The sequence below is a fragment of the Kitasatospora sp. NPDC041988 genome (genome assembly GCF_055588525.1).
Genome location: NZ_JBVJCO010000018.1, coordinates 24,040 through 48,590, shown reverse-complemented (window position 1 = coordinate 48,590; position 24,551 = coordinate 24,040). Strand labels below are relative to the sequence as shown.

Here is a 24,551-nt window from a genome sequence, read left to right as displayed (position 1 = left end):
GACCTTGTCTCCGGTGTCCCGGCGACGTGGAAAACAATACAGCACGTCGGGGGGTGCTCGCTGCCAGGTTTGGCGGGGCGTGGGGTCAGGGGGTGGGGTGGCGGGCGTCGTAGCGGAGGAAGGCGGGGCGGCGGGCGGCGAGGAGGACGATGGCGGCGACGCAGGCGAGGCCGCCGCTGATGACGGAGGCGGCGGGGCTGGTGAGGGAGGCGACGGCGCCGGACTCGAAGTCGCCGAGGCGGGGGCCGCCGGCGACGACGACGACGAAGATGCCCTGGAGGCGGCCGCGCATCTCGTCGGGGGCGGCGACCTGCATCATGGTGTTGCGGAAGATCATGCTGACGGTGTCGGCGCAGCCGGCGACGGCGAGGAAGAGGAGTCCGAGCCAGAGGTTGCGGACCAGGCCGAAGGCGGCGATCGCGAGCCCCCAGGCGGCGACGGAGGCCAGGACGGCGACACCCTGGCGGTTGATCCGGCCCACCCAGCCGGAGAAGAGGGCACCGATCAGGGCGCCGACGGCGGGGGCGGAGACCAGGAGGCCGACGGTGCGGGCGTCGCCGCCGTAGAAGGTGACCGCGATGGCCGGGAAGAGGGCGCGCGGCATGCCGAAGATCATCGCGGCCAGGTCGGCGAGGAAGCTGGTGCGCAGGTTGGGCTGCTCGCGCAGGAAGCGCAGACCGTCGAGGACGGAGGCGCGGCCCTTGCGTTCGCCGAGCGGGAGCATGGCGGGCAGGCGCCACATCGCGTAGAGGGTGGCGGCGAAGGCGACGGTGTCGACCAGGTAGGCGGCCTGGGCGCCGTACACGCCGATGAGGACGCCGCCGAGCATGGGGCCGACGGTGAGGCCGAGGTTCATGCTGATGGTGTTCAGGGCGTTGGCGGCGGGGAGCTGGTGGCTCGGGACGAGGCGCGGGATCATCGCCGAGCGGGCGGGCGAGCTGAGCGCGAAGAAGCCGGCCTGGGCGGCCACGGCGGCGTAGAGGACGGCGACCAGGCCGAGTCCGGCGAGTGCCTGGGCTGCGAGGACGGCGGAGACGGCGGCGAGACCGGCGGACCCGATCAGTCCGAGGCGGCGGCGGTCCGCGGTGTCGGCGATGGCGCCGCCGTAGAGGCCGAAGGCGATCAGCGGGAAGAGGGAGAAGAGCCCGACCAGGCCGGTGGCAAAGCTGGAGCCAGTCAGGTCGTAGACCTGGACGGAGACGGCGACGGCCGTCATCTGCTGACCGATCGACGAGACGGCCTGGCCGAACCAGACCCGCCGGTAGTCGGCATTGTCGCGCAGCGGGCTGAGGTCGGCGAAGGCCCCGCGAGCGACCCGGCGGTACCACGGCGGCGCGGGGGCGTCGGCCCCGGAGGGGGGAGCCTCGGCCCCGGAGGCGGACGCAGGAGGCTCGAACGAGGCAGGCTTGGCGTCGGACGAAGCGGGCCCGGTCGCCGAATTGGCAGGATGATTGGTCGACACAGTCCCCCATACTCGCCCCGCCCGCCGATCGGCCCGCCACCGGGGCGGCACCGGCAACAGCCTCCGCGGAAGTGCTATCCCGGGGCCGGCCCCAACCCCTGGCCCAACCCGAGCCCCCGGCCCCAGGCCCGGCCCACCCCCGGCCAGCTCTACCGGGTCAGCACCTGCTTCTCCCCCGCCTCGACCGCGAAGTCCAGCCGGTTGCCCGGCGGCGGGAAGGGGCAGATGAAGTGGTCCGAGAAGGCGCACGGCGGCAGGTAGGCGCGGTTGAGGTCGAACACCGTGTGACCGTCCGCGTCCGGGGCGGGCAGGGTGATGAAGCGGAAGCGGTAGGTGTCCGTCCCGCTGGTGGCGTCGGCGATGACGCCGGTGAGGCGGTTGCCCGCGTGGCTGACGGTCAGGGTGCGGTGCTCGCCCGCGACGGTGAAGGCGATCCGGCCGGTGACGGCCAGCGGGCGGTCCTTGCCGTCCGCGTTGGGGACGACGACCTGGTCGTCGCCGCCCTCGAACGGGGTGTAGACCGCCGGGACGGCCCACTCCGGCGAGTAGGGGTACGCGGAAATGCCGGCGAAGGAGGCCCGGCGCGGTGCGGCCGGGTCGAAGACCCGCAGGGCCAGCTCGCCCTCGCGCTCGATCGGGGCGAGGCGCAGCTCGCCCAGCGAGGCGGTGTCGGCGGCCGGGTCGGTGTCCGGTCGGAGCAGCGCCTCACCGTCGACGGGGGCCGGCGCACCGGTGACGGTGATCCCGTCGGCCGCCGCCGCCCGCACCCGGGCGCCCTCCGCGTCGGCCCACCAGAGGCCGGGCAGGCCTGGGACCTCGGTGGGCTCAGGCTCCAGCCAGTGCGTACCGGTGAGCGCCAGCTGGCCGTGCGCCGTGCTCACCGCCGCCGCCCGGTTGTCGCTCCAGTGCTTCCATTCCTCCGCGGCTGTCGCCGTCATCGGCGTACCCTCCCGCTCCGGTCCACGACCCGCAGGCCGTCCCTGTCCGACATCACCATCGACATCAACGCGTCCCGGCAGCGCCTTTACGTGTCCGTCGACCACGTGTCCGTCGACACCTTCACACGCCGGTCGACACCTCCAACGCGTCCGTCATCACCTCAACACCGATCACGGCAGCAGATCATCCCGGCCGAGGATCAACCCTTGAGCGGCCGGAACAGGCCCTCCTGCACCACCGAGACCACCAGCTGCCCGCTGCGGTCGTAGATCTGCCCGCGTGCCAGGCCGCGGGCGCCGTGCGCGATCGGGGATTCCTGCTGGTAGAGCAGCCAGTCGTCGGTCCGGAACGGCTGGTGGAACCACATCGCGTGGTCGAGCGAGGCCATGTCGAAGTGGCGGGTGCCCCAGAGGGGCTCCACAGGGGCGCGGACGGCGTCCAGCAGCGTCATGTCGCTCGCGTAGGTGAGGGCGCAGACGTGGATCAGCGGGTCGTCGGGCAGGGCGCCGTTGGTCCGCAGCCAGACGCCGCTGCGGGCCTCGACGCCGGCCAGCTCCTCCTTGCTCCAGCGCAGCCGGTCGACGTACCGGATGTCGAACGGCTGCCGACGGCTGATGAACGGGGGCAGCTCGCCGAGGCGGGAGCCGACCTCTTCCAGCGCGCTGGGCAGGTCCTCGGGGGCGGCGACCTGGGGCATCGGGTGCTGGTGCTCGATGCCGCCCTCCTCGGGGAGGTGGAAGTCGGCGGTGAGGGCGAAGATCGACCGGCCGCCCTGGATGGCGAGCACCCGGCGGGTGGTGAAGGAGCGGCCGTCCCGGATCCGGTCCACCTGGTAGACGATCGGCACGCCGGGCACGCCGGGGCGCAGGAAATAGGCGTGCAGCGAGTGGACGGGGCGCTCACCGTCCACTGTGCGCCCTGCCGCAACCAGCGCCTGTCCGGCGACCTGGCCGCCGAACGTCCGCTGGAGCGCCTCCTCGGGGCTGCGCCCGCGGAAGATGTTCAGTTCGATCTGCTCAAGGTCCAGCAGTTCGACAAGTTCGTCGACGGGGGTACCCATGCGTGCACTTCCTCTCCGGCCGACCGGCCCGGACGGAGGTCTTCCGCCCGGCTGCCGACGCCCGTGTTCTCGAATTCTCCCGCCCCATCGAATTCTCCAGCGAGCCCGGGCATTCCCCACACCGGGGGCACCCTCCGCCGATTCACTCGAACGAGGTCCCACTCTCTCGAACGCCGACGGCGCCGGGCCGTTCCCGCAACCGCCGGTCAGAGGCCCGACCGGCGGACGGTGATGTTGAGCCGCCCGGTCAGCCCGAGCGCCGGATCCGCCGTGCCGGGCAGCGTGCGCACCACACCGTGGTAGGCGAACCGGGACGGACCGCCGAAGACCAGCAGGTCGCCGCTGTGCAGCTCCAGGTCGGTCCACGGACGGGTGCGGGTCTCGGTGTTGCCGAGCCGGAAGACGCAGGTGTCGCCGAGCGACAGCGACACCACCGGGGCGTCGGTCCGCTCGTCGCGGTCCTGGTGCAGGCCCATCTTCGCGCCGTGCGGGTAGTGGTTGACGATGGCGATGTCCGGCTCGTACCCGGTCGCACCCGCGATGTCGCCGGCTGCCTCGCCGTACGCGTCCGCGACGGCCCGGCGGGCCAGCAGGCCGAGCTCCGGCGGGAACGCCTTGACCGGCGTGCCGTCGGCGGCGGTCCGGCGATAACCGTACGGAAACCAATGCCACCCGAGGCTGACCATCTGCACGGACATCAGGCCGCCGGTCGGCATCCGGACGGTGTGCATCCCGGCCGGCGGGCGGGCCCACTCCCGGCAGGCGGCGACCAGGCGCAGCTGGGCGGCTGCGTCGAGCCAGCCGGGGACGAGCACGGCGCCGGGCGCGGGCTCGGAGCGCTCACGCGACGTGCCCGCACCGGCATCCACGCCTGCACCGGCACCCGCACCGGCATCCATGCCGAAGCCCTCGCCGAACAGCTCGCCCTGGATCACCCCACCATCCTCGCGCACCCCTCCGACAAGCGAGACCCGCAGACGAGCGCCAGCCACCCGAAAGCCCACCCGCCCGAAAGGCAGCGCGAAAGCGGACCGGGGAGGCACCCGGCACCCACCCGGCGCTCGGCACCCGGCACCGGATCGCCGACGGGCCTCGCCGCTCACCGCTCCTCCGGCTCCCCGCCGATCATCCCGATCTCCCGGGCGCAGACCGGCCAGGCCTCCCACCCCTGCATCCGGAGGATCTCCTCGGCGACGGCGGTCTGCTGGCGCCTGCTCGCAAGGTCGGGCCGGTCGGCGTACCGAAGGCCGCCCGCCTCCTCCCAGGTCGGCGGCCAGATCTGCAGCCCGCCGAAGTAGCCGTTGCCGGTGTTGGCCCGCCAGTCGCCGCCGCTCTCGCACTCGGCGAGGTCGTCCCAGACCATGTCCGCGACGGTCGAGGCGGCCCGGGCCTGCCCACCCGGCACCGGGCCGCCGATCAGTAACAGGGCACCGGCGAGGGCGGCGAAGACCCGCACCGGGCCGCCGATCAGTACGAAGGATTCACGGCTGATCCTATGAACGCTGAGAAGGCACAGCAGCCGACCCTAGGCGCACACCTCCCCGGACCTCCCCGACACGCCGGACACGCCGACGGCCGCTCCCCCGCACAGCGGAGAAGCGGCCGGCCGGACAGTACGTCCGAAGTGGAGCGCCACCAGCGAATCGGTCGGCCCGGGGTCAACCAGGCCCGGGGGCCGAGGGACGCAGGGGCCGAGGAACTCGGGGTCACACGGACCCGCGTTCGGTCCGGCCCGAGTTCGGCCCGACCTGGAGCGGCTGGATCAGACGGTCAGGGTCTGGCCCGGGAAGATCAGGTCGGGGTTGCCGCCGACGACCTTGGTGTTGTTGTTGTACAGGGTGTGCCAGTCGATGCCCTTGGCAGCCGCGATGCTGCTCAGGGTGTCACCGGACTTGACGGTGTAGTTGCCACCGGCGACCGGCTGGGCGTCGTTCGAGGTCGCGGCCTTGCCGGACTTCGCGGCGTTGTCGGACTTCCACGACTTGGCGGAGTCCGAGGACTTCGGCGCGGCGGCAGCCTTCGGGGCCTCGGCGGCCTTCGGGGCCTCGGCGGCCTTGGGGGCCGGCGCGGCCTTCGGCGCGGCGGTGGCGGCCGGGGCAGCCGGCTTCGCGGCGGCGGTCGAACCGGCGGAGGTGTCGACGGCGGCGGGGGCGCCACCCTTGGTCAGGCCGGCCTTGACGGAGCAGACGGGCCAGGCGCCGGGGCCCTGCGAGGCGAGGACCTTCTCCGCGATGGAGATCTGCTGCGCCTTGGTGGCCAGGTTGGCCTGCGAGGCGAAGGCGGTGCCGCCGAAGGCGGCCCAGGTGCTGGAGGTGAACTGCAGACCGCCGTAGAACCCGTTGCCGGTGTTGATGGCCCAGTTGCCGCCGCTCTCGCACTGGGCGACAGCGTCCCAGGTGGAGACGGAGGCGGCGGAGGCCGAGGTGGCCGTGACGAGGCCGGCCACCGGCAGGGCCGCGACAGCGGCGCCCGCCACGACCGCCATCCGAACGCGGTTGCGCTTGGTGACGGTGGAGGTGGTGGCAGCGGCGGACTCGTTACGGAAAGTCATGGGGTTCCTCTCGACAGCCCCGGGCGGGCATGCGGAACCAAGCCCTCGAAGGGGGTCGATTTCGCTCGCCGCGTCCGTCGGGCGGCCGTGCACGTGTCGGACGTGCCGCGCCGCCCCTGGCCACCCGCCACGCACCGGGGACCTGTTCGAGCGGTCGCATCGGCGGGCACTGCCGGCGCCGGGGTGAACCGGCGGGCTGTGCGTCGGGGGTGAACCCGGGTGGTGCTCGTTGCACCGCCAATGAAGCTACGAGTCGGCAGCCGGGGATCCAAACAACCGACGGTCTGCCCAGCTCAGCCAGGCGTTACCTCCGGTAACGACCATGCAATCGTGCCCCAAATGTCCGATTTAACCGTCATTTCCTAGATCAAACATCGACGAGCCGTGACTCACCTCACCGCTTCATTCCGGCAGGCCTGTCATCGACATCGACAGATTGCGAGCAGCTGAATACGCACTGCGATCGGTTCAGGGGCAATTCCCGTCAGCCTCGACGCCCACCCGTGACCCCTGCCACAGGGGTCCGTTGGTAAAGGCGGCCGGAATCGGCCCCTCGGACAGTCCCCGAGTCCGACCCGACGCCCACCTGCCCGAGCTCCACCCACCACCCCGCTCACCCCCACCCCCGCCCGCGACAAACCCGACACCCCGAGGAGTCCCAGTGCCGCGCATGCTCGACGTCAGCGACGAGGTCCGATCCGAGATCGGCGACGACGAGGCCGACCGCCTGCTCGGCGGCGCCCACGCACCCGACAGCTACGAGTGCACCTCCTGCCGCACCCCCGGCGACTCCCTCCAGGAGCCCACCAGCACCGTGCTGTTCGTCGGTGAGGAGACGGCGGTGCTCGCCTTCGCCCACGCCCGCTGCATCCCCTCCCAGGTGGTGCCGGTCGCCGAGGAGCAGCTGGTCGGCGCGGTGCGCAGCATCAGCCAGGCCCAGACCGACACCCCCACAGCCACACCGACCCTCGCCCCGACCCCGGTCGTACCGAACCCGGCCGCTCCGGCCACCCCGGCAGCCCCGGGCACCGGACAGCCCACCCCAGCCCAGGCCAGCGCGCCCGGCCAGGCCGCCATCCTCGGCATCACCTGCGGCCTGGTCCTGCACGGGGACACCGGCCACGCCTCGCTCGTCGTCGAGCCCACCGGGCCGGTCGGCCGACCGGGGAACACCTCCGGCACCGACGAGTTCCTGGACCTCCTCCAGGACGCCGGCTTCCAGCCCGTCACCGACCTCAACAAGACGCCGGACCAGCTGGCCGGCTGGTCGGTGCTGGTGGCCATGGGCAAGCTGCACGCGATCCTCCAGCCGGCGGCGGCCGGCGGCAGCACCGGCTGGTGGCAGGCGCACCAGCCGCTCCAGGTCACCGATGCCTGGCGGTTCGCTGCCAACCAGCTGACGGAGGTGACGATGTACGCAGTCCCGGCCGGCATGGTCGGCAGGCAGCCGCGCGAGGACCTGCTCCGTCAGGCGCTGGAGCGTGCCGTCGCCCTCGGTCAGGTCGTCGCCGCCTCCCTCCCGCTCGCGGGCACCTGAGCCGCACCCGTACCGCTCCGGGCCCCTCCTCCTCCCGACCCGCAGCCCCCGCAGCCCCGCATCCCATGGCGGAGGCCGGCCGTACCGATCGACATCCCGATCGGTACGGCCGGCCTCCGGCCGGGCGGGCCCACCCCGCATCCCCTGGCGGGTTCACTCGTTGGCCCCTACGTGTACAGCTACGACGTATCCGCCTCCCACCGCCGGTCCACCACCGTCCCCCGTGCGATCCCGGGCATGCGCCCGTCGTACGACGCGGAGCACCCCCACTCGGCGACGCCGATCTACGACGAGCTGTACTCCGAGTACCGGCGGCTGTTCCGGGCGCTGCCCGGTGACCGCTCCGGCGAGGAGAACCTGAGGTTCGCCGGGTTCGCCGTCCGGGACAGCGGCTATCCGATGCTCGCGGACCCCAGGTCGTACCCGCCGCAGCAGGCGTTCCAGACCTACGCGGGCCAGGCCCTCGGCATCCCCCAGTTCATGCCGAACCAGCAGACCGGCCCGGGCCTCACCGCCCACAGCCCCCACGGCAGCCACAACACCCACACTGCCGCCCACACCCCGCACGCCGGCACCCAGCACGCCCCGGCCAACGACACCAACGCCACCAACGCCACGAGCGACGGTACCGGCCACGCCGACCCGGCCGGCAGGCAGGACGGCCACGGCCACCCGGGCGGACCGGCCACACAACCCGGCCACCCCACCCAGGGTGGCCAACCCGCCCAGCCCGCAGCCCAGTTCACCAACGGCCAGGGCTGGGTGGCGGCCGGCTACCTCGGGCCCGTCCCGCACCCGATGCCCGCCACCGCCCCGGCCCCGATGAGCATCGGCACCAGCGCCGGCACCGCCGGCCCGGCCACCGTCGGCCGCCACCGCAACCTGCTCTCGCTCCCCCCGGGCCGCAGCAGCGACCAGCACTGAGTGCGCAGCCCCCGCACCCGCACCCGCACCCCGACGCCACCCGCCCGCACCCCGACGCGGAGAGGGCCCCGCCACCGAAGTGGCAGGGCCCTCTCTGCGTCATGCGCGCGCCGTCGCTTCTTGCGCCTCTCCGACGCGCCGCACGACCTACACGGGTTCTCGTTACTTCCTCTTGCGCTTCTCGCGCACCCGCACCGAGATCGAGATCGGCGTCCCGACGAAGCCGAACTCCTCGCGCAGCCGGCGCTCGACGAAGCGGCGGTAGCCGGCCTCCAGGAAGCCCGAGGCGAACAGCACGAAGCGCGGCGGCCGGGCGCCCGCCTGGGTGCCGAACAGGATGCGCGGCTGCTTGCCGCCGCGGATCGGGTGCGGGTGTGCGGCGACCAGCTCGCCGAGGAAGGCGTTCAGCCGGGCGGTCGGGATACGGGTCTCCCAGCCCGCCAGCGCGGTCTCGATCGCCGGGACCAGCTTCTCCATGTGCCGGCCGGTGAGGGCCGAGACGTTGACCCGGGGGGCCCACTGCACCTGGACGAGGTCACGCTCGATCTCGCGCTCCAGGTAGAAGCGGCGCTCCTCGTCCAGCTGGTCCCACTTGTTGTAGGCGACGACGACGGCGCGGCCGGCCTCGACGGCCATCGAGATGATCCGGGTGTCCTGCTCGGCGAGGGTCTCGCTGGCGTCGATCAGGACGACCGCGACCTCGGCCTTCTCCAGCGCGGAGGAGGTACGCAGGGAGGCGTAGAAGTCGGCGCCGGCGGTCAGGTGGACCCGGCGGCGGATACCGGCGGTGTCCACGAACTTCCAGGTCTTGCCGCCGAGTTCGATCATCTCGTCGACCGGGTCACGGGTGGTGCCGGCCAGCTCGTTGACGACCACCCGCTCCTCGCCGGCGACCTTGTTGAGCAGGCTGGACTTGCCGACGTTCGGCCGGCCGATCAGCGCGACGCGGCGCGGGCCGCCGGGGGCGAGGTCGCCGAAGAGCTGCGGCGGGGCCTCGGGCAGGGCGGCCATCACGGCGTCGAGCAGGTCGCCGGAGCCGCGGCCGTGCAGGGCGGAGACGGGGTAGGGCTCGCCGAGGCCGAGGGACCAGAGGTAGGCGGCCTCGGCCTCGGTGGACGGGCCGTCGACCTTGTTGGCGCAGAGCACGGTCGGCTTGCCGGCCCGGCGGATGATCTTGATCAGGGCTTCGTCGGTGTCCGTCGCGCCGACCGTGGCGTCGACCACGAACAGCACCGCGTCGGCGGTCTCGATGCCGAGCTCGGCCTGGGCGGCGACCATCGCGTCGATGCCGAGGACGTCGATCTCCCAGCCGCCGGTGTCGACCACCTTGAAGCGGCGGCCGTTCCAGGTGGCCTCGTAGCTGACGCGGTCGCGGGTGACGCCCGGCTTGTCCTCGACGACGGCCTCACGACGGCCGATGATGCGGTTCACCAGGGTGGACTTGCCGACGTTCGGGCGGCCGACGACGGCCAGCACCGGCAGCGGCGCGTGGCTGCCGTCGCCGAGGCCGTCGACGTCCTCGGGGTCGAAACCCTCCTCGGCGGCGAGCGCCATGAACTCGGCGTACTCGGCGGCGTCCAGCTCACCGTGTCCGGCGGCGGAGTGCTCTGCGGTCATGTTCGTGTTTTCCATTTCCCGGCCCGGCCCTTCCCAGGGGCGTGCCGTGCGTACCTGCCCCGGTCGGGGCAGCGCGAGTACTGCGAGCGAAGCGCCTCGGTGGCGCCCCGCTTTGGTGCGGCGGTCAGTTGATCATGCCGTGGTCCGGCCCACAGGCCGGACCCGACGCCCGGGCCCCACGGTCGGACCCGACACCCGGGCCCGACGGTCAGACACGGCCGGACCTGGCGGTCAGACCCGATGGCCGGACCCCGCGGTCAGACCGCCGAGAGCCCGGCCCGTTCCTCCACCAGCTCGGCGATCGTGCCGATCACCTGCTCCAGGGTGAGCTCACTGGTGTCCACCAGCACCGCGTCCGCGGCCTGGGTGAGCGGGGCGGTCTTCCGCGAGGAGTCGGCCGCGTCCCGGCGGGCCAGGTCGGCGGCCATCGCGGTGATGGTGGCCTCGTCGACCCCCTTGGCGCGCAGCTCGGCCGCCCGGCGCTCGGCGCGGGCCGCCTCGGAGGCGGTCAGGAAGATCTTGACGGTGGCGTCCGGGAACACCACGCTGCCCATGTCCCGGCCCTCGGCGACGATGCCCCGCTCGGCGACCTCGGCGCAGCCGCGCTGCAGCTCCACCAGCCGAGTCCGCACCGCCGGCACCGCGGCCACGGCGCTGACCTGCGCGGTCACCTCGGGGCCGCGGATCGGGCCGGAGACGTCCTGCCCGTCGACGGTGATGGTCGGACCGTCCGCGTCGGTGCCGGAGACGATCACCGGCTTGCCGCAGGCGACGGCCACGGCCTCGGCGTCGTGGACGTCGATGTCGTTGGCCAGCATCCACCAGGTCATCGCGCGGTACATCGCACCGGTGTCCAGGAAGCTCAGCCCGAGCCGGGCGGCGACCGCCCGGGAGACGGTCGACTTGCCGGAGCCGGAGGGTCCGTCGATGGCGACGACGACCGGGGCGTGCGCTCGGTCGGCAGTGTCCACGGGGCGAACCTCTCTCTGATCCTGGGGCCCGGCACCTGCGCGGCGTGAATCCGCGCAGCGCGAAAACCGGGGAATGTCTCCCTCAAGGTTAATGGACCGCCGCCAAACCCCGACCCGCCCGTTCTTCGGGCCCGCCCGACGCTCCACCAAGCCCCGGCCGGACCCGGCGAGCCCACCAACCCCCGGCCGAACCCACCAGCCCACCAGACCCACTGGACCCGTCGAGCCCACTGATCCCGCCCGGTCCACCGAACCCGCCGGGCCCCGACTCAGTCCCGGACGCTCCACCCGCTCGACCGCAGCGCCGCCGTCAGCGGCCTCACCGCCGCCGGGGCGACCGACAACTGGACGAAGCCGACCTGCTGGCCGGTCGAGTGCTCGATGTCGACGTCCTCGATGTTGACGCCCGCCGCGCCGACCTCGCCGAAGAGGCGGCCCAGCTCCCCCGGCTGGTCGCCGAGCACGACGGCCACCGTCTCGTACCGGGTGGGCGGCGCGCCGTGCTTGCCGGGGATGCGGGCCTGGCCGGTGTTGCCGCGGCGCATCACGGCCTCGATCCCGGCCGCGCCGGCCTGGCGCTCGCCCTCCCCGGCGGCCTGCATCGCGCGCAGCGCGGTGACGGTGTCGCCGAGGTCGGAGGCGACCTCCTCCAGGATGTCGGCGACCGCGCCGGCGTTGGCGGAGAGGATGTCCACCCACATGCCGGGGTTGGAGGCCGCGATCCGGGTGACGTCCCGGACGCCCTGGCCGGAGAGCCTTATGGCCGTCTCGTCGGCGTTCTCCAGCCGGGCGGCGACCAGCGAGGAGACCAGCTGCGGGGCGTGCGAGACCAGCGCGACGGCGCGGTCGTGCGCGGCGGCGTCCATCACGATCGGCATCGCGCCGCAGAGGGCGACCAGCTCCAGGACGGCGTTGAGCGTCTCGGTGTCGGTGTCGGCGGTGGGGGTGAGCACCCAGGGCCGGCCCTCGAAGAGGTCGGCGCGGGCGGCCAGCGGGCCCGAGCGCTCGCGCCCGGCCATCGGGTGGCTGCCGATGTAGTGGACGGTGTCGCAGCCCAGCGCGGCCACCTCGGCACGCGGCCCGGCCTTCACGCTGGCGACGTCCGTGTACCAGCGGGCCAGGCCTCGCCGCTGGCAGTCGGCGAGCACCTTGCCGACCAGCGCGGGCGGCACGGCGATGATCGCCAGGTCCACCGGGCCGTCGGCGGGTTCGGTGGTGCCGGCGCCGAGCGAGGCCGCGGTGCGGGCCGCGTCCAGGTCGGCGTCCTCCAGATGGACGGTCAGCCCGCGGCCGGTCAGGGCGAGTGCGGCGGACGTGCCGATGAGTCCGGTACCGACGACGACGGCAGTGCGCATGGCGGGTTGGCTCTCCTCACGGGGCTGGCCTGGACGTGCCCGCCCATCTTCTCGCATCCCCACCGCCCCTGCGGCCACGGTCCGGCACCGCCCGCCGACCGCCCGCCCGCCCGCCCGCCCGCAACCGTTCCGCCCCCGGCCCCGTCCCCTCCCACGCACAGCACCTCACGCACAGCACCTCACACGGCACGGACACCGGCACAGACGACGGACGCCGGCACCGACACAGACGCGGGCACAGACGCAGGCACAGACAGGGGCAGAGACCCGGGCCCGGACACGGGCCCGGACGCACGGGCGAAATCCGAGGACGCCCGCACCGAAGCGAGGCAGACTGACCGCTCAGGGGGCGGCAGCGCGCGAGTCGGCGCGAGCGGCGCGAACGAAGGGGTAGACCGGGTGAACGATCAGTACAGCGCGGACGACAGGGAGCAGTCCGACGGGCCGGCGGTACCGGCCCACCCGTCGGTGCTCGACTCCGTCGTGGTCTACGCCTCCGGCGCGGTCTGCCGCCGGAGGGCCCGGGTGACGCTGCCGCCGGGCGGGCGGCTCCGGCTGACCGGACTGCCCCGGGTGCTCGACGGGCGGTCGCTGCGGGCCCGGGTGATCGACGGCCCGCCCGGCACCGCCGTCACCGAGGCCCGGCTCGAACCGGTCGCCGAAGTCCGCACCCCGGCCGAACTGCCCGTTCTGCGGCGACAGTTGGACGAGGCCCGGGAGCGTGAGCACGCGGTCCGCGAGCGGCAGCGGCTGGTCCTCTCCGCGATCGCCGAGACCGCCGCACTGCGCGCCGTACCGCCGCAGCGCCGACGCGACGAACCGCTGCGCCGGACCCCGGCCGACGCCTGGCTGGAGCTGGCCGAGTTCGTCGACGACCGCCTCGCCCGGCTCCACCGGCGGGCCGAGGAGCTGACCCGGGAGCTCGAGCTCGCCGAACACGAGACCGAGGTGCTCACCGACCGGCTGGAGCGCTCGTCCACCGCCGGGCCGACCCAGCCCGTGGAGACCTCCGCGACCGTCCTGCTCACCCTCGCCTCACCCGCCCCCGACACCGAGACCTCCCCCGTCCCCGACACCGAGACCGGTATCGAAGCCGCCACCACCGCCGAGCTCGACATCGAACTCGACATCGAACTCGAGTACGGCGTCCTCGCCGCCCGCTGGGTGCCCGCCTACCGCCTGTCGTACCGGCAGGGCTCGGACACCGGGCAGCTCGTCCTGCGCGCCTCCGTCGCCCAGCGCACCGGCGAGGACTGGAGCGGCGTCCGCCTCGCCCTCTCCACCGCCGACCTGGACCGGCGCACCGACCTGCCCCGGCTGCGGTCGCTGCGGATCGGCCGCAGCCAGCCCGCCCCGCCGCCCTCGGGCTGGCGCGAGCCCCCGGCCGGCCTCTCGGACCTCTTCGCGGGCTACGACGCTGCCGGCCCCCGCCCCGAGCCCCGGCGCCCGGTCGCCGCCGCCGGAGGCGCCGCGCCCCGTCCCGCGATGCCGGTCGCCCAGGCCGCACCCCGCCCCACACGCCCCGGTGGCAGCCGGGCCGCCGAGGCCGCGGATCTGCCGACCCCCGGCTTCGCCGGGTACGGCGCACCGCCCCCGCAGCCCGGCGGGCCGATGCCAGCCCCGATGCCGGCCCCGCCGGCGGCCGCGCCGGCCCCCCTCGCCCGCCGGGCCCGCACCTCACGGGCCGCCGCCTCCGACTGGGCCACCGAGGCCGTGGCGGGCGCCGAACCCGGGGCGGACACCGGGGCACAGTCCCCGTTCGCTCCCCCGGCCCCCAACGCCGTGCTCCTCGACTACCCCACCCTGGTCCTGGCCGGCCCCGAGGCGTCCGCCGACCGCCGCGGCACCCTCCGCCCGCCGTCCGTCGGCCGTCCGGGCGGCGCCCCGTCCCCGGCCGCCACCGCCGCCCGCGGCGTGACCGCGCTGCCGCTCCCCCGTCACGCCGTGCCGCCGCGCGTCTCGGCCGGCTCCTTCGACCACCGCTTCGACGCCGCCGCCCCCGCCGACATCCCGTCCGACAGCACCTGGCACACCGTCACCGTCGGCGAGATCCCGCTCTCCGTCCACGCGGAGTACGTCACCGTCCCCGCCGTCGACGAGACGGTGTACGGCACGCTGGTGCTCGCGAACCGGACCGCGCAGGCCGTCCTGGCCGGCCCGGTCGAGGTCACCGTCGACGGCGAGTTCCTGCTCACCGCGGCGCTGCCCACCCTCGCGCCGGGCGGCACGCGGCGGCTCGGCACCGGCGTCACCGAGAGCATCGAGGTCGCGCGCCGCACCGAGCTGCACGAGTCCACGGCGGGCATGCTGAACAACAGCACCGTGCTCGACCACCGCGTACACGTGGAGCTGGCGAACCGGCTCGGCCAGGCCGTCACCGTGGAGGTCCGCGAGCGCGTGCCGGTCAGCCACGAGGCCGACATCCGGATCGAGGAGCGGGCCGACTGGCACGCACCCGCCATCCCGTCCCCGGAGTGCCCGCCCAGCACCCGGCTCTGGCGGGTCGAACTGCCACCGGGCGGCCGGGCCGAGCTCGACGGCGGCTACCAGATCAGAATCCCGGCCGGAAAGGCCATCGTCGGCGGAAACCGGAGGAACTGAACGATGAGCAGCGAGACCATCCCCCTCCCGGTCACCGCCGTCACCTGCCTGGAGGACCGCAGCCAGGTCGAGCGCACCGTCACCGTCGACCTCGCCGCCGGCGTCCAGCGGCTGCGCCTCGGCCCGATCACCGCCCTCGCCGTCGACCGCACCCTGCGCGCCGAGACCGGAGATCCCGCCACCCGCGTCCTGGACGCCCGCATCGTGCGCGCCTGGACCCCGCGCGCCCCGCTGCCGCCCGGCCCGGACGACTCGGCGCTGCGCCACCGCGTCCACGAACTCGACGAACAGGCCCGCCGCGAGGACCAATTGCACGACCGCCTGCAGGCCCGCCTCGCCCTGCTCGCCCAGCTCTCCGCCGACCTGCTGCGCGAGGTCGGCGAGGGCGCCGGCATCGGCGAGGTCGAGCGGGCCCGCTGGGCGCGCGAGCTGGACCGGGTGGACGCCGAGCGCGAGCGGTACGGCGAGGAGCTGCGGGCCGTCCGCTCGAGGCTGCGCGACCTGGACGAGCAGCGCTCACAGGCCCGGAACGCGCTCGACCAGGCCGAGGAGGAGCCGGCCGAACTGGTCGCCCACCTGGACCTGACCGTCGAGGCGGGCGACGCGGGCCCCGTCCGGCTGACCGTCAGCCACCTGGTGCCGTGCGCGGTCTGGCGGCCGTCCTACCGCGCCACCCTGGCCGACGGCGCGCTGCGCCTGGAGTCCGAGGCGGTGGTCTGGCAGCGCACCGGCGAGGACTGGACGGGCACCCGCCTCACCCTCTCCACCGCGCGCTCGGCCCTGGCCACCGCCCCGCCCTCGCTCACCGAGGACGTGCTGACGCTGCGCGACCGCAGCGCCGAGGAGCGCCGCACGGTCGAGGTCGAGCTGCGCGAGGAGGCGATCAGCACGCTCGGCCCGTCCGAGGCGGTGCCGGGGGTGGACGACGGCGGCGAGGTACGAGTGCTGCGCGCACCCGCCCCGGCCACCGTGCCGTCGGACGGCCGGGCGCACCGGGTCCCACTGGGCTCCTTCACCGCCCCGGCAAGCAGCGAGTACGCGTGCGCGCCGGAGCTGTCCCCGCTGGTCACCCAGGTGGTCCGGTTCCGCAACGCGGCCGGGCACGCGCTGCTCGCCGGCCCGGTCGAGCTGGTCCGCGGCAGCGGCTTCACCGGCCGCGGCGAGCTTTCCTTCACGGCGGCCGGCGCCGACGCCGAGCTGGCGTTCGGCAGCTCGGACGGGTACCGGGTCGTCCGCGAGACCGAGGAGCGCCAAAGCACCGCCGGCCTCACCCAGCGCTCGGTGACCACCCGGACGGTGCGGCTGCACCTCTCCCGGTTCTCCGGCCCCGAGGAACGGGACGAGCAGCTGGTCACCGTCCGCGAACGGGTGCCGGTCTCCGAGGTGTCGGCGGTCGAGGTACGGCTGCGCAAGGAGGAGTGTTCCCCGGCCCCGAACGCCTTCGACACCGAGGGCATCGTCCGCTGGGACCTGCCGCTCGGCCCGGGCGCCCACCGGACGGTCACGCTGGTCTACGAGGTCTCCGCGTCCGCCAAGGTGGCCGGCCTGTGACGGCTCCGACGACCCGCCGTCCTGACGCCCACTCGGGAACCGGCCCGGCCACAAGCCCGGGTACAAACCCTGGTCCGACCGGAAGCTCGGGTACAACAGGAACATGATCCTGCACCTCGCCCCCCTGGACGACTGGCTGGCCGACCCCGGCCGGCCGTACGCCACCGCCTCGCTGCTCACCGACGGGTTCATCCACTGCTCGGCGGACGAGCAGACGGCGCTAGCGGTGGCCAACGCCTTCTTCGCCGATGCCCGCGAGCCGCTGATGGTGCTGCTGATCGAGGAGGCGCTGGTGGAGCCGATGGTCAAGTGGGAGGCCCCGAACGGCGCACCGCCGCCCGGGGCCACGCCCGGCGTGCTGTTCCCGCACATCTACGGCCGGCTGAACCGGTCCGCCGTGGTCGGCCTGGAGAAGGTCGAGCGCGGACCGGGCGGCCGCTGGGCGAGCCTCACCCCCTGGAGCTGACCGGCGCACCCCGCCCGGAGCCGGCCCTGTCCTCGGAACCGGCCCTGCGCGGGGCCGGCCCCGTCCTCGGAACCGGCCCCGTCCTCAGAGCCAGCCCCGCTCCCGGGCCGCCATGCCGGCCTGGAAGCGGGTGGTGGCGCCCAGCTCGCGCATCAGGCTCTGCAGCCGGCGCTGGGTGGTCCGGGCGCTCCAGCCGAGCGAGCGGGCGATCGACTCGTCGGTGAGGCCGGCCGCCAGCAGGCCCAGCAGCTTGCGGTGGTCTGCCTCCGGCTCCAACGCCCCCTCGGCCTCACCGAGCGCGGCCTGGAGCTGCACGGCGCGCTCCCACTCCGCCTCGAACAGCGTGTCCAGCGCCTGGAGCAGCGCGGACGGGTGGATCACGTAGGCGGCGTCGAGCACGCTGTCGCCGACGCTGATCGGGATGATCGCCATCCGGTCGTCCGACATGATCATTTTCATCGGCAGCACCGGCCGGACCCGCGCCTCCTCACCGTCCGCGACGCCGACCAGGATGTTCTTCTCCAACCGGCCCGGCCAGGCCACGGCCTCCCGGTCGTAGATGGTCCGGAACCGCAGCCCCTCCTTCATCCGCTGCCGCTGCAACGGGATGTTGGCCACCGGGTCCTGGATGTACGGGGGGCAGTCGAAGCCGCGCACCTGGTACTGGCTGGTCTCGGTGATGTGCTCCAGCCGCTGGGCGATCGCCTCGCCACCGGTGAGCACCTCGACCGAGTGCGCCGGGTCGGTGTAGCGCGAGGCCTCCCGGAAGGCGTCCATCAGGCGGTGCATCTCCGCCCGGGCGTGGCGCAGTTCGGACTCCCGGTGGCCGATCAGCGTGCCGATCGCGACGTCGGGGGCGACCGGCAGGAACCGGTGCCGGTCCACCGGCGCCCGGGTCGCCATGCCCTGCTGCGCCAGCCGGTCCAGCGCGCGAATGCTCTGCTGGAGGGTCAGCCCGCAGCCGGCCGCGAGGTCCTCCGCCGTGGACTGCGGATTGGCCACCAGCGCCGCGTAGACCTGTCCGTCCGGCACGGCCAGTCCCAGTGTGCTGAGTGGTGCATCGGACACGACGCCGCTCCCCCGTCTCGCCCCTCGTCCACGCCGCAGTGGCGCAGTCCCGCCACCCGGCGGGTCGTGGTCAGGTGGCAATCCTCGGCCACGGATCATGACGCTGACAAGGCGGTGACCAGGCGATGCGTCCCGGCTCACAGCAGAACCCGCCGAACGGCGTGAGGGCCTCCCCGCCACTCGGCGGGGAGGCCCTCAGGACGCAGCATGACGCGACGGGCAGAGCCGCAGCGCGGCCGCGACGCCCGAAAGTCGCCCGAAGTCGTCCGAATATGCAGACCGGTCTACCGATCTATACCGACCGGTCTACAGACGATTGGTGGACGGACGACGGGATGGACCGCGAACGGACGGCGCCTGGCGACGGACGGACGGCGCCCGACACTCGACGGACGACGCCCGGCGGTGGACGGCCCGCAAAATATGCAGACCGGTCCACCTAAATATGCCGACCGGTCTACAGACCGACCTCGTGCATCAGCTGACCGACCTCGGGGTTGGTCAGGCGGCGCAGCCAGCCGGACTTCTGGTCGCCCAGCGCGATCGGACCGAAGTGGGTGCGAACCAGCTTCTCGACCGGGAACCCGGCCTCGGACAGCATCCGGCGGACGATGTGCTTGCGACCCTCGTGCAGGGTCACCTCGACCAGGTAGTTCTTGCCGACGTTGGAGACCACCTTGAAGCTGTCGGCGCGGGCGAACCCGTCCTCCAGCTCGATGCCCTGCGCCAGCCGCTTGCCCAGGTCGCGCGGGATCGGCCCCTGGATGGCGGCCAGGTAGGTCTTGGTCACGCCGTACCGCGGGTGAGTGAGGCGGTGGGCCAGCTCGCCGTGGTTGGTGAGGAGGATGATGCCCTCGGTCTCGGTGTCCAGGCGGCCGACGTGGAACAGCCGGGTCTCCCGGTTGGTCACGTAGTCGCCGAGGCACTGGCGGCCGTCCGGGTCCTCCATGGTGGAGACCACACCGGCCGGCTTGTTCAGCGCGAAGAAGAGGAACGACTGGGTGGCGACGGTCAGGCCGTCCACCTTGATCTCGTCCTTCTCCGGGTCGACCCGCTTGCCCTGCTCGGTGACCCGCTTGCCGTTGACCTCGACCCGGCCCTGCTCGATCAGCTCCTCGCAGGCGCGGCGGCTGCCGATACCGGCGCGCGCCAGCACCTTCTGCAGGCGCTCGCCCTCGGGCTCGCCGAAGGTCTTGGGCAGCTTCACGGCCGGCTTGTCGTGCCGGGCCAGCACCGCGTCCTCGATCTTGGCCTGCAGCTCGCGCGAGCGCTGCGGCTGGCGGCGCGGGTCGCCCGGGGCGCCCTGGCCCTCACGGCGCGGACGCGGGGCCGGGCCGGGACGACGGCCGGTGTAGCCGCCACGGGCGGGGGTGGCGTTGGGGCCGCCGCCGTACTCGGGGCGGTCGTAGCGCCGCTCCTCGGGCCGCAGCGGGCGGTCCGGGTAGCGGCGGTCGTCACGACGGTCGTCGCGCCGGTCGTCCCGGCGGTCGTCCCGGCGGTCGTAGGAGCCGGAGCCGCCACGCGATGCCGACCCGCCGCCGTACGACCCGCCCCGCGAGGAGCCGGAACCGCCGCCGTACGAACCGGAGCCGCCACGCGAACCCGAACCCGAGCCACCGCCGTACGAACCGGACCCGCCACGCGAACCCGAACCCGAGCCGCCGCCGTACGAACCGGACCCGCCACGCGAACCCGAACCCGAGCCACCCCGCGAGGAGCCCGAGCCACCGCCGTACGAACCGGAGCCGCCACGCGAGGAGCCGGAGCCGCCGCCGTACGAGCCGGAGCCGGAGCCGCCGCGGCCCGAACCGCTTCCGCCCCCATAGGAGCCGCTGCCCCGGCCCCCGCCCTGTCCGCTGCGGCCGCTGCCGCCGCCGCTGCTGTTCCTGCCGTTGCCACTGCTACGCATCAAAGTGTCCGTACGTCGTTTTCCGTCTGGGCTGTGCGGTCGTTTCGGCCGACCTCACCGCCCCCTACCGATCAGGCGCAGCCCGATCGGCCTCGCCACTGCCGCCCGCGGCCTGCACAGCAGCGGCGGCGACCGCCTCCGCGATCATCGTGCCCTCCAGGGACTCCGCTTCCACGTCGTCGACCTCGGGCAGGAAGGGAGCGAGCTCCGGCAGCTCATCCAGGCCGCGGAGCCCCATCCGTTCCAGGAAGTAGTTCGTCGTCCGATACAGGATCGCACCTGTTTCGGGCTCGGATCCGGCCTCTTCCACCAGTCCTCGCTGTACCAGGGTACGCATCACGCCGTCACAGTTCACACCACGGACGGCCGAGACCCGCGATCTGGACACCGGCTGACGGTAGGCGACGACCGCCAACGTCTCCAGCGCGGCCTGGGTGAGCCGGGCCTGCTGGCCGTCCAGGACGAACCGCTCGACGGCCCGCGCGCACCCGGCCCGGCTGTAGAACCGCCACCCTCCGGCGACCAGCCGCAGGTCGAAGCCCCGGCCTTGGGCGGTGTACTCGGCGGAGAGCTCACGCAGCGCCTCGGCCACCTCGACCCGGGGCCGCTCCAGCACGGACGCCAGGTGGGCCTCGCCGGCCGGCTCGTCGACGATCATCAGAATCGCCTCCAGCTCCGCCTTCAGTCCCGGCCCGGGCTCCTCCTCGGACAGAGCCTCGACCGCACCAGAAGTCGACGGGGCCGACTTCTGGTGTACGACCACCACCTCGGTCCGGACCGGCTCGCCGGGCACCGATCCCCCGGCCACCACCTCGTCGAGCCCGACCTCACCGAGAGCGACCTCACCGAGACCCACCGCGTCGAGCACCGCGTCACGAGGCACCACGTCACCGAGCCCCGGCGCCGGCTCCAGCCACTCCTCGGCCCGCGGCTGCCCCGGCACACCGAGCGGACGCCGCGCCGGCCGCCCTCCTGCACCCGTCCCAGACGTCATCGCTCCTCCTTCTGCGGCCCGACCTGCTCCCGCCCGTCCTTCTGCGGCCCGACGTGCTCCCGCTCACCCTGCTCCGACCCGCCCTGCTCCGACCCGCCCGGCTGCTCGCCGACCGGCCGGTCACCCGCCGCCTGCTCCCCTGCCGGGCGGTCGAACTCGTCCGTCACCTCGACCGCACCCCGGTCCGCCTCGGCCACCCACCGCACCAGCAGCTCGCCCAGCGCCTCCGGCTGCTCGAAGGCGAGCACCCGCTCCCGGTAGAGCTCCAGCAGCGCCAGGAATCGCGCGACCACGACCAGGGTGTCCGGCGCGTCCTCGACCAGCCGCTGGAACGAGGCCTCGCCCAGCTCGGTGAGCAGCCCGACCACCAGCCCGGCCTGCTCCCGCACGCTGACCGGCGGGGTGTGGATGTGGTCGACGTAGACGACCGGCTCGGGCTTCGGCGCCACGGCCTTCGCCGCCAGCCGCGCGAACCGCTCCGCGCCGATGCTGATCACGACCTCGGGCAGCAGCTGCGCGTGCCCGGGCTCCAGCCCGGCGGTCCGCGGCCGCCGGAGCAGCTCGGCGGCCCAGCGCTCGCCGAACAGGGCGGCCGCCCGTTTGTAGGCCCGGTACTGCAGCAGCCGGGCGAAGAGCAGGTCCCGCGCCTCCAGCAGGGCGAGGTCCTCCTCGTCCTCGACCTCGGCGGCGGGCAGCAGCCGCGCGGCCTTGAGGTCGAGCAGGGTCGCGGCGACGACCAGGAACTCGGTCGCGGCGTCCAGGTCCCAGTCCGGTCCCATCGCCCGGATGTACGCCATGAACTCGTCGGTGACCGTCGCCAGCGCCACCTCGGTGACGTCCATCCGGTGCTTGGCGATCAGGCTCAGCAGCAGGTCGAAGGGGCCTTCGAAGTTGTCCAGCCGCACCCGGAAGCCGCCCCGCGACTCATCGGCGGTCCCGACGGTCCCGGCGGCGGCGACGGAGGGTTCGGGGCTGCTCGGCATGACGGTCCATCTTCACCCGGCTGCGCCGCCCGCCCCCACGCCGGGCCCGCCGACACGCCGCCCACGACCTCGGCACGCCCCCGAGCACACCCAGGGCGCAACCGCACGGCGCAATCGCCCACCGCAGGGCGCAGCACACCGCCCCCGGCGCCAGGGGCCCGGGCAGGAGGCCCCGCAGGCACCCCGACGCCCGCAGGCGGCTCAGCGCGCGCACAGCGCGCCTCAGCACCCGCTCAGACCCGCAGGCGGCACACCAGCCCGCAAGAGCCCGCACAGCACCCGCTCAGCGCCCGCGCAGCCGCCGCACCAGGATGCTCGCCTCGCCGCGCTGCTCCAGGTCGGCCAGCACCACCGCGATGGCCTCCCGGACGATCCGGCCGCGGTCCACCGCGAGCCCGTGCTCCCCGCGCAGCACCAGCCGGGTGTGTTCGAGGTCCATCAGTTCCTCGGCTGACACGTACACGGTGATCTTCTCGTCGTGCCGCTCCCGCCCGCTCGGGCGGCGCGGTGCCCGGCCACGCGGTCGGGGGCGCCCCGCGCCGCCCGCCTGCTCCTCGGCGGCACCCGCGTGCTGGCGCGGCCCCGGTGCGGCGGCCCGGCCACCCTGCACCGTCTTCCCGGCCTGCGCGGCTCCGGCTCCCTGGCCGCCGCCCTGGGCACCGCCCGGCTGCGCCGGGCCCGGTACCGACACTCCGGCCGGCGTACCGCCCGGCACCGTGCCCGACATACCGCCCGAGCCACCCGGCGGACCGAACGACGACGGCCGGCGCTCCTCGGCGCCGCCCCCGGCGTCCTCGGCACCGTCCGTGCCGGCGCCGGTGCCGCCGGCACCGTTGACGGTCCGTGCGGTCTCCGGTCTGGGCGCCTCGGCGGCCGGACGCGGCGCGAGGGACGGCGACAGCGCCATCCCCCCGGTGGTCCGGAACAGCTCGTCGGCACCCGGGAGACTCACTCGGCGGGGCGGCACCGGTCGAGCACCTCCCTGGCGAGCTGACGGTAGGCGGCGGCACCGACCGAGTTGGTGGCGTACGTGGTGATCGGCTCGCCGGCGACGGTGGTCTCCGGGAACCGCACGGTCCGCCCGATGACGGTGTGGAAGACGTGGTCACCGAAGGCTTCGACGACCCGGGCCAGCACCTCGCGGCTGTGCACGGTGCGCGAGTCGTACATGGTGGCCAGGATGCCGTCCAGGCGCAGCTCGGGGTTGAGCCGCTCGCAGACCTTCTCGATGGTCTCGGTGAGCAGCGCGACGCCGCGCAGGGCGAAGAACTCGCACTCCAGCGGGACGATGACGCTGTGAGCTGCCGTCAGGGCATTGACCGTCAGCAGGCCCAGCGAGGGCTGGCAGTCGATGATGACGTAGTCGTAGTCGGGCAGCAGCGGCTTCAGGGCGCGCGCCAGCGCGGACTCCCGGGCCACCTCGCTGACCAGCTGCACCTCGGCGGCGGAGAGGTCGATGTTGGACGGCAGCAGGTCCATGCCCGGCACGGCCGTCTTCAGCAGCACCTCATCGGCCGTCAGGCCCCGCTCCATGAGCAGGTTGTAGACGGTGACGTCGAGCTCCATCGGGTTGACCCCGAGGCCCACCGAGAGCGCGCCCTGCGGGTCGAAGTCGACGAGCAGCACGCGGCGGCCGTACTCGGCGAGCGCCGCGCCAAGGTTGATGGTCGACGTGGTCTTGCCGACGCCGCCCTTCTGGTTGCACATCGCGATGATCTGCGCGGGGCCGTGCTCGGCCACCGGCGCGGGGATCGGGAAGTACGGCAGCGGACGGCCGGTCGGGCCGACGCGCTCGCGGCGCTGGCGCGCGGCGTCGGGGGCCAGCGTGGCGGCGTACTCCGGGTCCGGCTCGTACTCGGCGTCCGGGTCGTCGTAGGCGCCGTAGGCGAACTCGCCGTAGGCCAGGCCGTGGGCCGGCAGATCGGCGTCGTAGTCGGTCACCGTGGTCACCTGTGCTGTGTTCTGGCGTGCTTCGAAGGTACGGAGTGCGACCGAGCCGACCTCGGCCGAGCCCACGGTGGCCTGCCGGGCCCCGGACTCCTCACTCGGCTGGCCGGCGGTGTGCTCCGCCAGTCCTGGCTGACCACCCCCGGGAGCAAATGTCGACTCATTCACAAGTCGTCTTACCTCCTTGGGCATCCAGGACTCTATGTCGATTCGTCAGCGTGGCAGCATGCCAACGGTTTGCGACTCTAGGCCGTTCAAGGCGTTCGCAGCAACACAATCCACGGTAGTGGGCAGGATGTGTCGACTATCGGGCATCCCTCTGTCAAGGGATGCGCGGGCCCTTGACCCTAACGTTTCTGCGGTCGGGTGACGCGACCCACAGAAATTGACGACAGAGCGACCCGCCCACGCAACCGCCTGTTCACGGGCATGCCGAAGCCCCCGACCCGAGGATGGGCCCCTCCCTGCCCGTTGTCGGGCAGGGAGGGAGGGTCGGGGGCCTGCGGGCCGCTCCCCGCAGGGAGCGGCCCAGGGCGGGGGGGGGGGGGGGGGGGGGGGGGGGGGCGGGCACCGGCGTGGGGGGGAGCGGAGGGGGGGGGGAGGTCGCGGGGGGAGG

The 24,551-nt window shown here is 74.0% G+C and carries 20 protein-coding genes; 5 read left to right on the top strand and 15 right to left on the bottom strand.

What is annotated here, in order from left to right; genetic code table 11:
* Nucleotides 1-85 precede the first annotated feature (85 nt).
* The 6 genes from ACZ6NC_RS19470 to ACZ6NC_RS19445 form a co-directional block, all read right to left on the bottom strand.
* Nucleotides 86-1,462, bottom strand: coding sequence for an MFS transporter (locus tag ACZ6NC_RS19470; RefSeq protein ID WP_465734328.1), 1,377 nt, complete (start codon nucleotides 1,460-1,462; stop codon nucleotides 86-88).
* A gap of 149 nt (nucleotides 1,463-1,611) precedes the next feature.
* A complete protein-coding gene (locus tag ACZ6NC_RS19465; RefSeq protein WP_465734326.1) occupies nucleotides 1,612-2,400 on the bottom strand; it encodes a DUF1684 domain-containing protein in 789 nt (262 codons plus the stop codon).
* Nucleotides 2,401-2,600: 200 nt separating this feature from the next.
* Complete coding sequence (locus tag ACZ6NC_RS19460) at nucleotides 2,601-3,461, bottom strand: acyl-CoA thioesterase (protein WP_465734324.1); 861 nt, start codon at nucleotides 3,459-3,461, stop codon at nucleotides 2,601-2,603.
* Between the two features lie 206 nt (nucleotides 3,462-3,667).
* Entirely contained in the window at nucleotides 3,668-4,360 is a 693-nt protein-coding gene (locus tag ACZ6NC_RS19455) for an alpha-ketoglutarate-dependent dioxygenase AlkB family protein (RefSeq protein ID WP_465734494.1), read from the bottom strand.
* 200 nt (nucleotides 4,361-4,560) lie between these two features.
* Entirely contained in the window at nucleotides 4,561-4,917 is a 357-nt protein-coding gene (locus tag ACZ6NC_RS19450; protein ID WP_465734322.1) for a transglycosylase family protein, read from the bottom strand.
* A 306-nt stretch (nucleotides 4,918-5,223) separates the two neighbouring features.
* Complete coding sequence (locus ACZ6NC_RS19445; protein ID WP_465734320.1) at nucleotides 5,224-6,012, bottom strand: transglycosylase family protein; 789 nt, start codon at nucleotides 6,010-6,012, stop codon at nucleotides 5,224-5,226.
* A gap of 661 nt (nucleotides 6,013-6,673) precedes the next feature.
* Between ACZ6NC_RS19445 and ACZ6NC_RS19440 the strand changes: the two genes are divergently transcribed.
* A complete protein-coding gene (locus tag ACZ6NC_RS19440; protein WP_465734318.1) occupies nucleotides 6,674-7,549 on the top strand; it encodes a hypothetical protein in 876 nt (291 codons plus the stop codon).
* Nucleotides 7,550-7,786: 237 nt separating this feature from the next.
* On the top strand, nucleotides 7,787-8,473 hold the full coding sequence (locus ACZ6NC_RS19435) for a hypothetical protein (RefSeq protein WP_465734316.1): 687 nt from the start codon (nucleotides 7,787-7,789) through the stop codon (nucleotides 8,471-8,473).
* Nucleotides 8,474-8,635: 162 nt separating this feature from the next.
* Here the strand turns inward: ACZ6NC_RS19435 and der are convergent, their stop codons facing one another.
* The 3 genes from der to ACZ6NC_RS19420 form a co-directional block, all read right to left on the bottom strand.
* Nucleotides 8,636-10,090: a ribosome biogenesis GTPase Der gene (gene der, locus ACZ6NC_RS19430; protein WP_465734314.1), complete on the bottom strand. Its 1,455-nt coding sequence runs from the start codon at nucleotides 10,088-10,090 to the stop codon at nucleotides 8,636-8,638.
* Between the two features lie 257 nt (nucleotides 10,091-10,347).
* Nucleotides 10,348-11,061, bottom strand: a complete 714-nt coding sequence (cmk, locus tag ACZ6NC_RS19425) for a (d)CMP kinase (RefSeq protein ID WP_465734312.1) — start codon at nucleotides 11,059-11,061, stop codon at nucleotides 10,348-10,350.
* Between the two features lie 269 nt (nucleotides 11,062-11,330).
* Complete coding sequence (locus ACZ6NC_RS19420; protein WP_465734310.1) at nucleotides 11,331-12,416, bottom strand: prephenate dehydrogenase; 1,086 nt, start codon at nucleotides 12,414-12,416, stop codon at nucleotides 11,331-11,333.
* 399 nt (nucleotides 12,417-12,815) lie between these two features.
* Between ACZ6NC_RS19420 and ACZ6NC_RS19415 the strand changes: the two genes are divergently transcribed.
* The 3 genes from ACZ6NC_RS19415 to ACZ6NC_RS19405 all read left to right on the top strand — a co-directional run bounded on the left by ACZ6NC_RS19415 (nucleotide 12,816) and on the right by ACZ6NC_RS19405 (nucleotide 17,034).
* Entirely contained in the window at nucleotides 12,816-15,017 is a 2,202-nt protein-coding gene (locus tag ACZ6NC_RS19415; RefSeq protein WP_465734308.1) for a DUF4139 domain-containing protein, read from the top strand.
* 3 nt (nucleotides 15,018-15,020) lie between these two features.
* Nucleotides 15,021-16,568, top strand: a complete 1,548-nt coding sequence (locus tag ACZ6NC_RS19410; RefSeq protein ID WP_465734306.1) for a mucoidy inhibitor MuiA family protein — start codon at nucleotides 15,021-15,023, stop codon at nucleotides 16,566-16,568.
* Between the two features lie 103 nt (nucleotides 16,569-16,671).
* Nucleotides 16,672-17,034, top strand: a complete 363-nt coding sequence (locus ACZ6NC_RS19405; protein WP_465734304.1) for a DUF952 domain-containing protein — start codon at nucleotides 16,672-16,674, stop codon at nucleotides 17,032-17,034.
* Between the two features lie 84 nt (nucleotides 17,035-17,118).
* Here the strand turns inward: ACZ6NC_RS19405 and ACZ6NC_RS19400 are convergent, their stop codons facing one another.
* The 6 genes from ACZ6NC_RS19400 to ACZ6NC_RS19375 form a co-directional block, all read right to left on the bottom strand.
* Complete coding sequence (locus tag ACZ6NC_RS19400; protein WP_465734302.1) at nucleotides 17,119-18,102, bottom strand: helix-turn-helix domain-containing protein; 984 nt, start codon at nucleotides 18,100-18,102, stop codon at nucleotides 17,119-17,121.
* 457 nt (nucleotides 18,103-18,559) lie between these two features.
* Nucleotides 18,560-20,011, bottom strand: a complete 1,452-nt coding sequence (locus tag ACZ6NC_RS19395; RefSeq protein WP_465734300.1) for a pseudouridine synthase — start codon at nucleotides 20,009-20,011, stop codon at nucleotides 18,560-18,562.
* 64 nt (nucleotides 20,012-20,075) lie between these two features.
* A complete protein-coding gene (scpB, locus tag ACZ6NC_RS19390) occupies nucleotides 20,076-20,669 on the bottom strand; it encodes an SMC-Scp complex subunit ScpB (protein ID WP_465734492.1) in 594 nt (197 codons plus the stop codon).
* Nucleotides 20,670-21,001: 332 nt separating this feature from the next.
* Complete coding sequence (locus ACZ6NC_RS19385) at nucleotides 21,002-21,988, bottom strand: segregation and condensation protein A (RefSeq protein WP_465734298.1); 987 nt, start codon at nucleotides 21,986-21,988, stop codon at nucleotides 21,002-21,004.
* Between the two features lie 283 nt (nucleotides 21,989-22,271).
* Nucleotides 22,272-22,940 (bottom strand): hypothetical protein, encoded by a 669-nt coding sequence (locus tag ACZ6NC_RS19380; protein WP_465734296.1) that lies wholly within the window; start codon nucleotides 22,938-22,940, stop codon nucleotides 22,272-22,274.
* Complete coding sequence (locus tag ACZ6NC_RS19375) at nucleotides 22,937-24,004, bottom strand: ParA family protein (protein WP_374106126.1); 1,068 nt, start codon at nucleotides 24,002-24,004, stop codon at nucleotides 22,937-22,939. Before ACZ6NC_RS19375 ends, ACZ6NC_RS19380 begins: the two co-directional genes overlap by 4 nt.
* Nucleotides 24,005-24,551 lie beyond the last annotated feature (547 nt).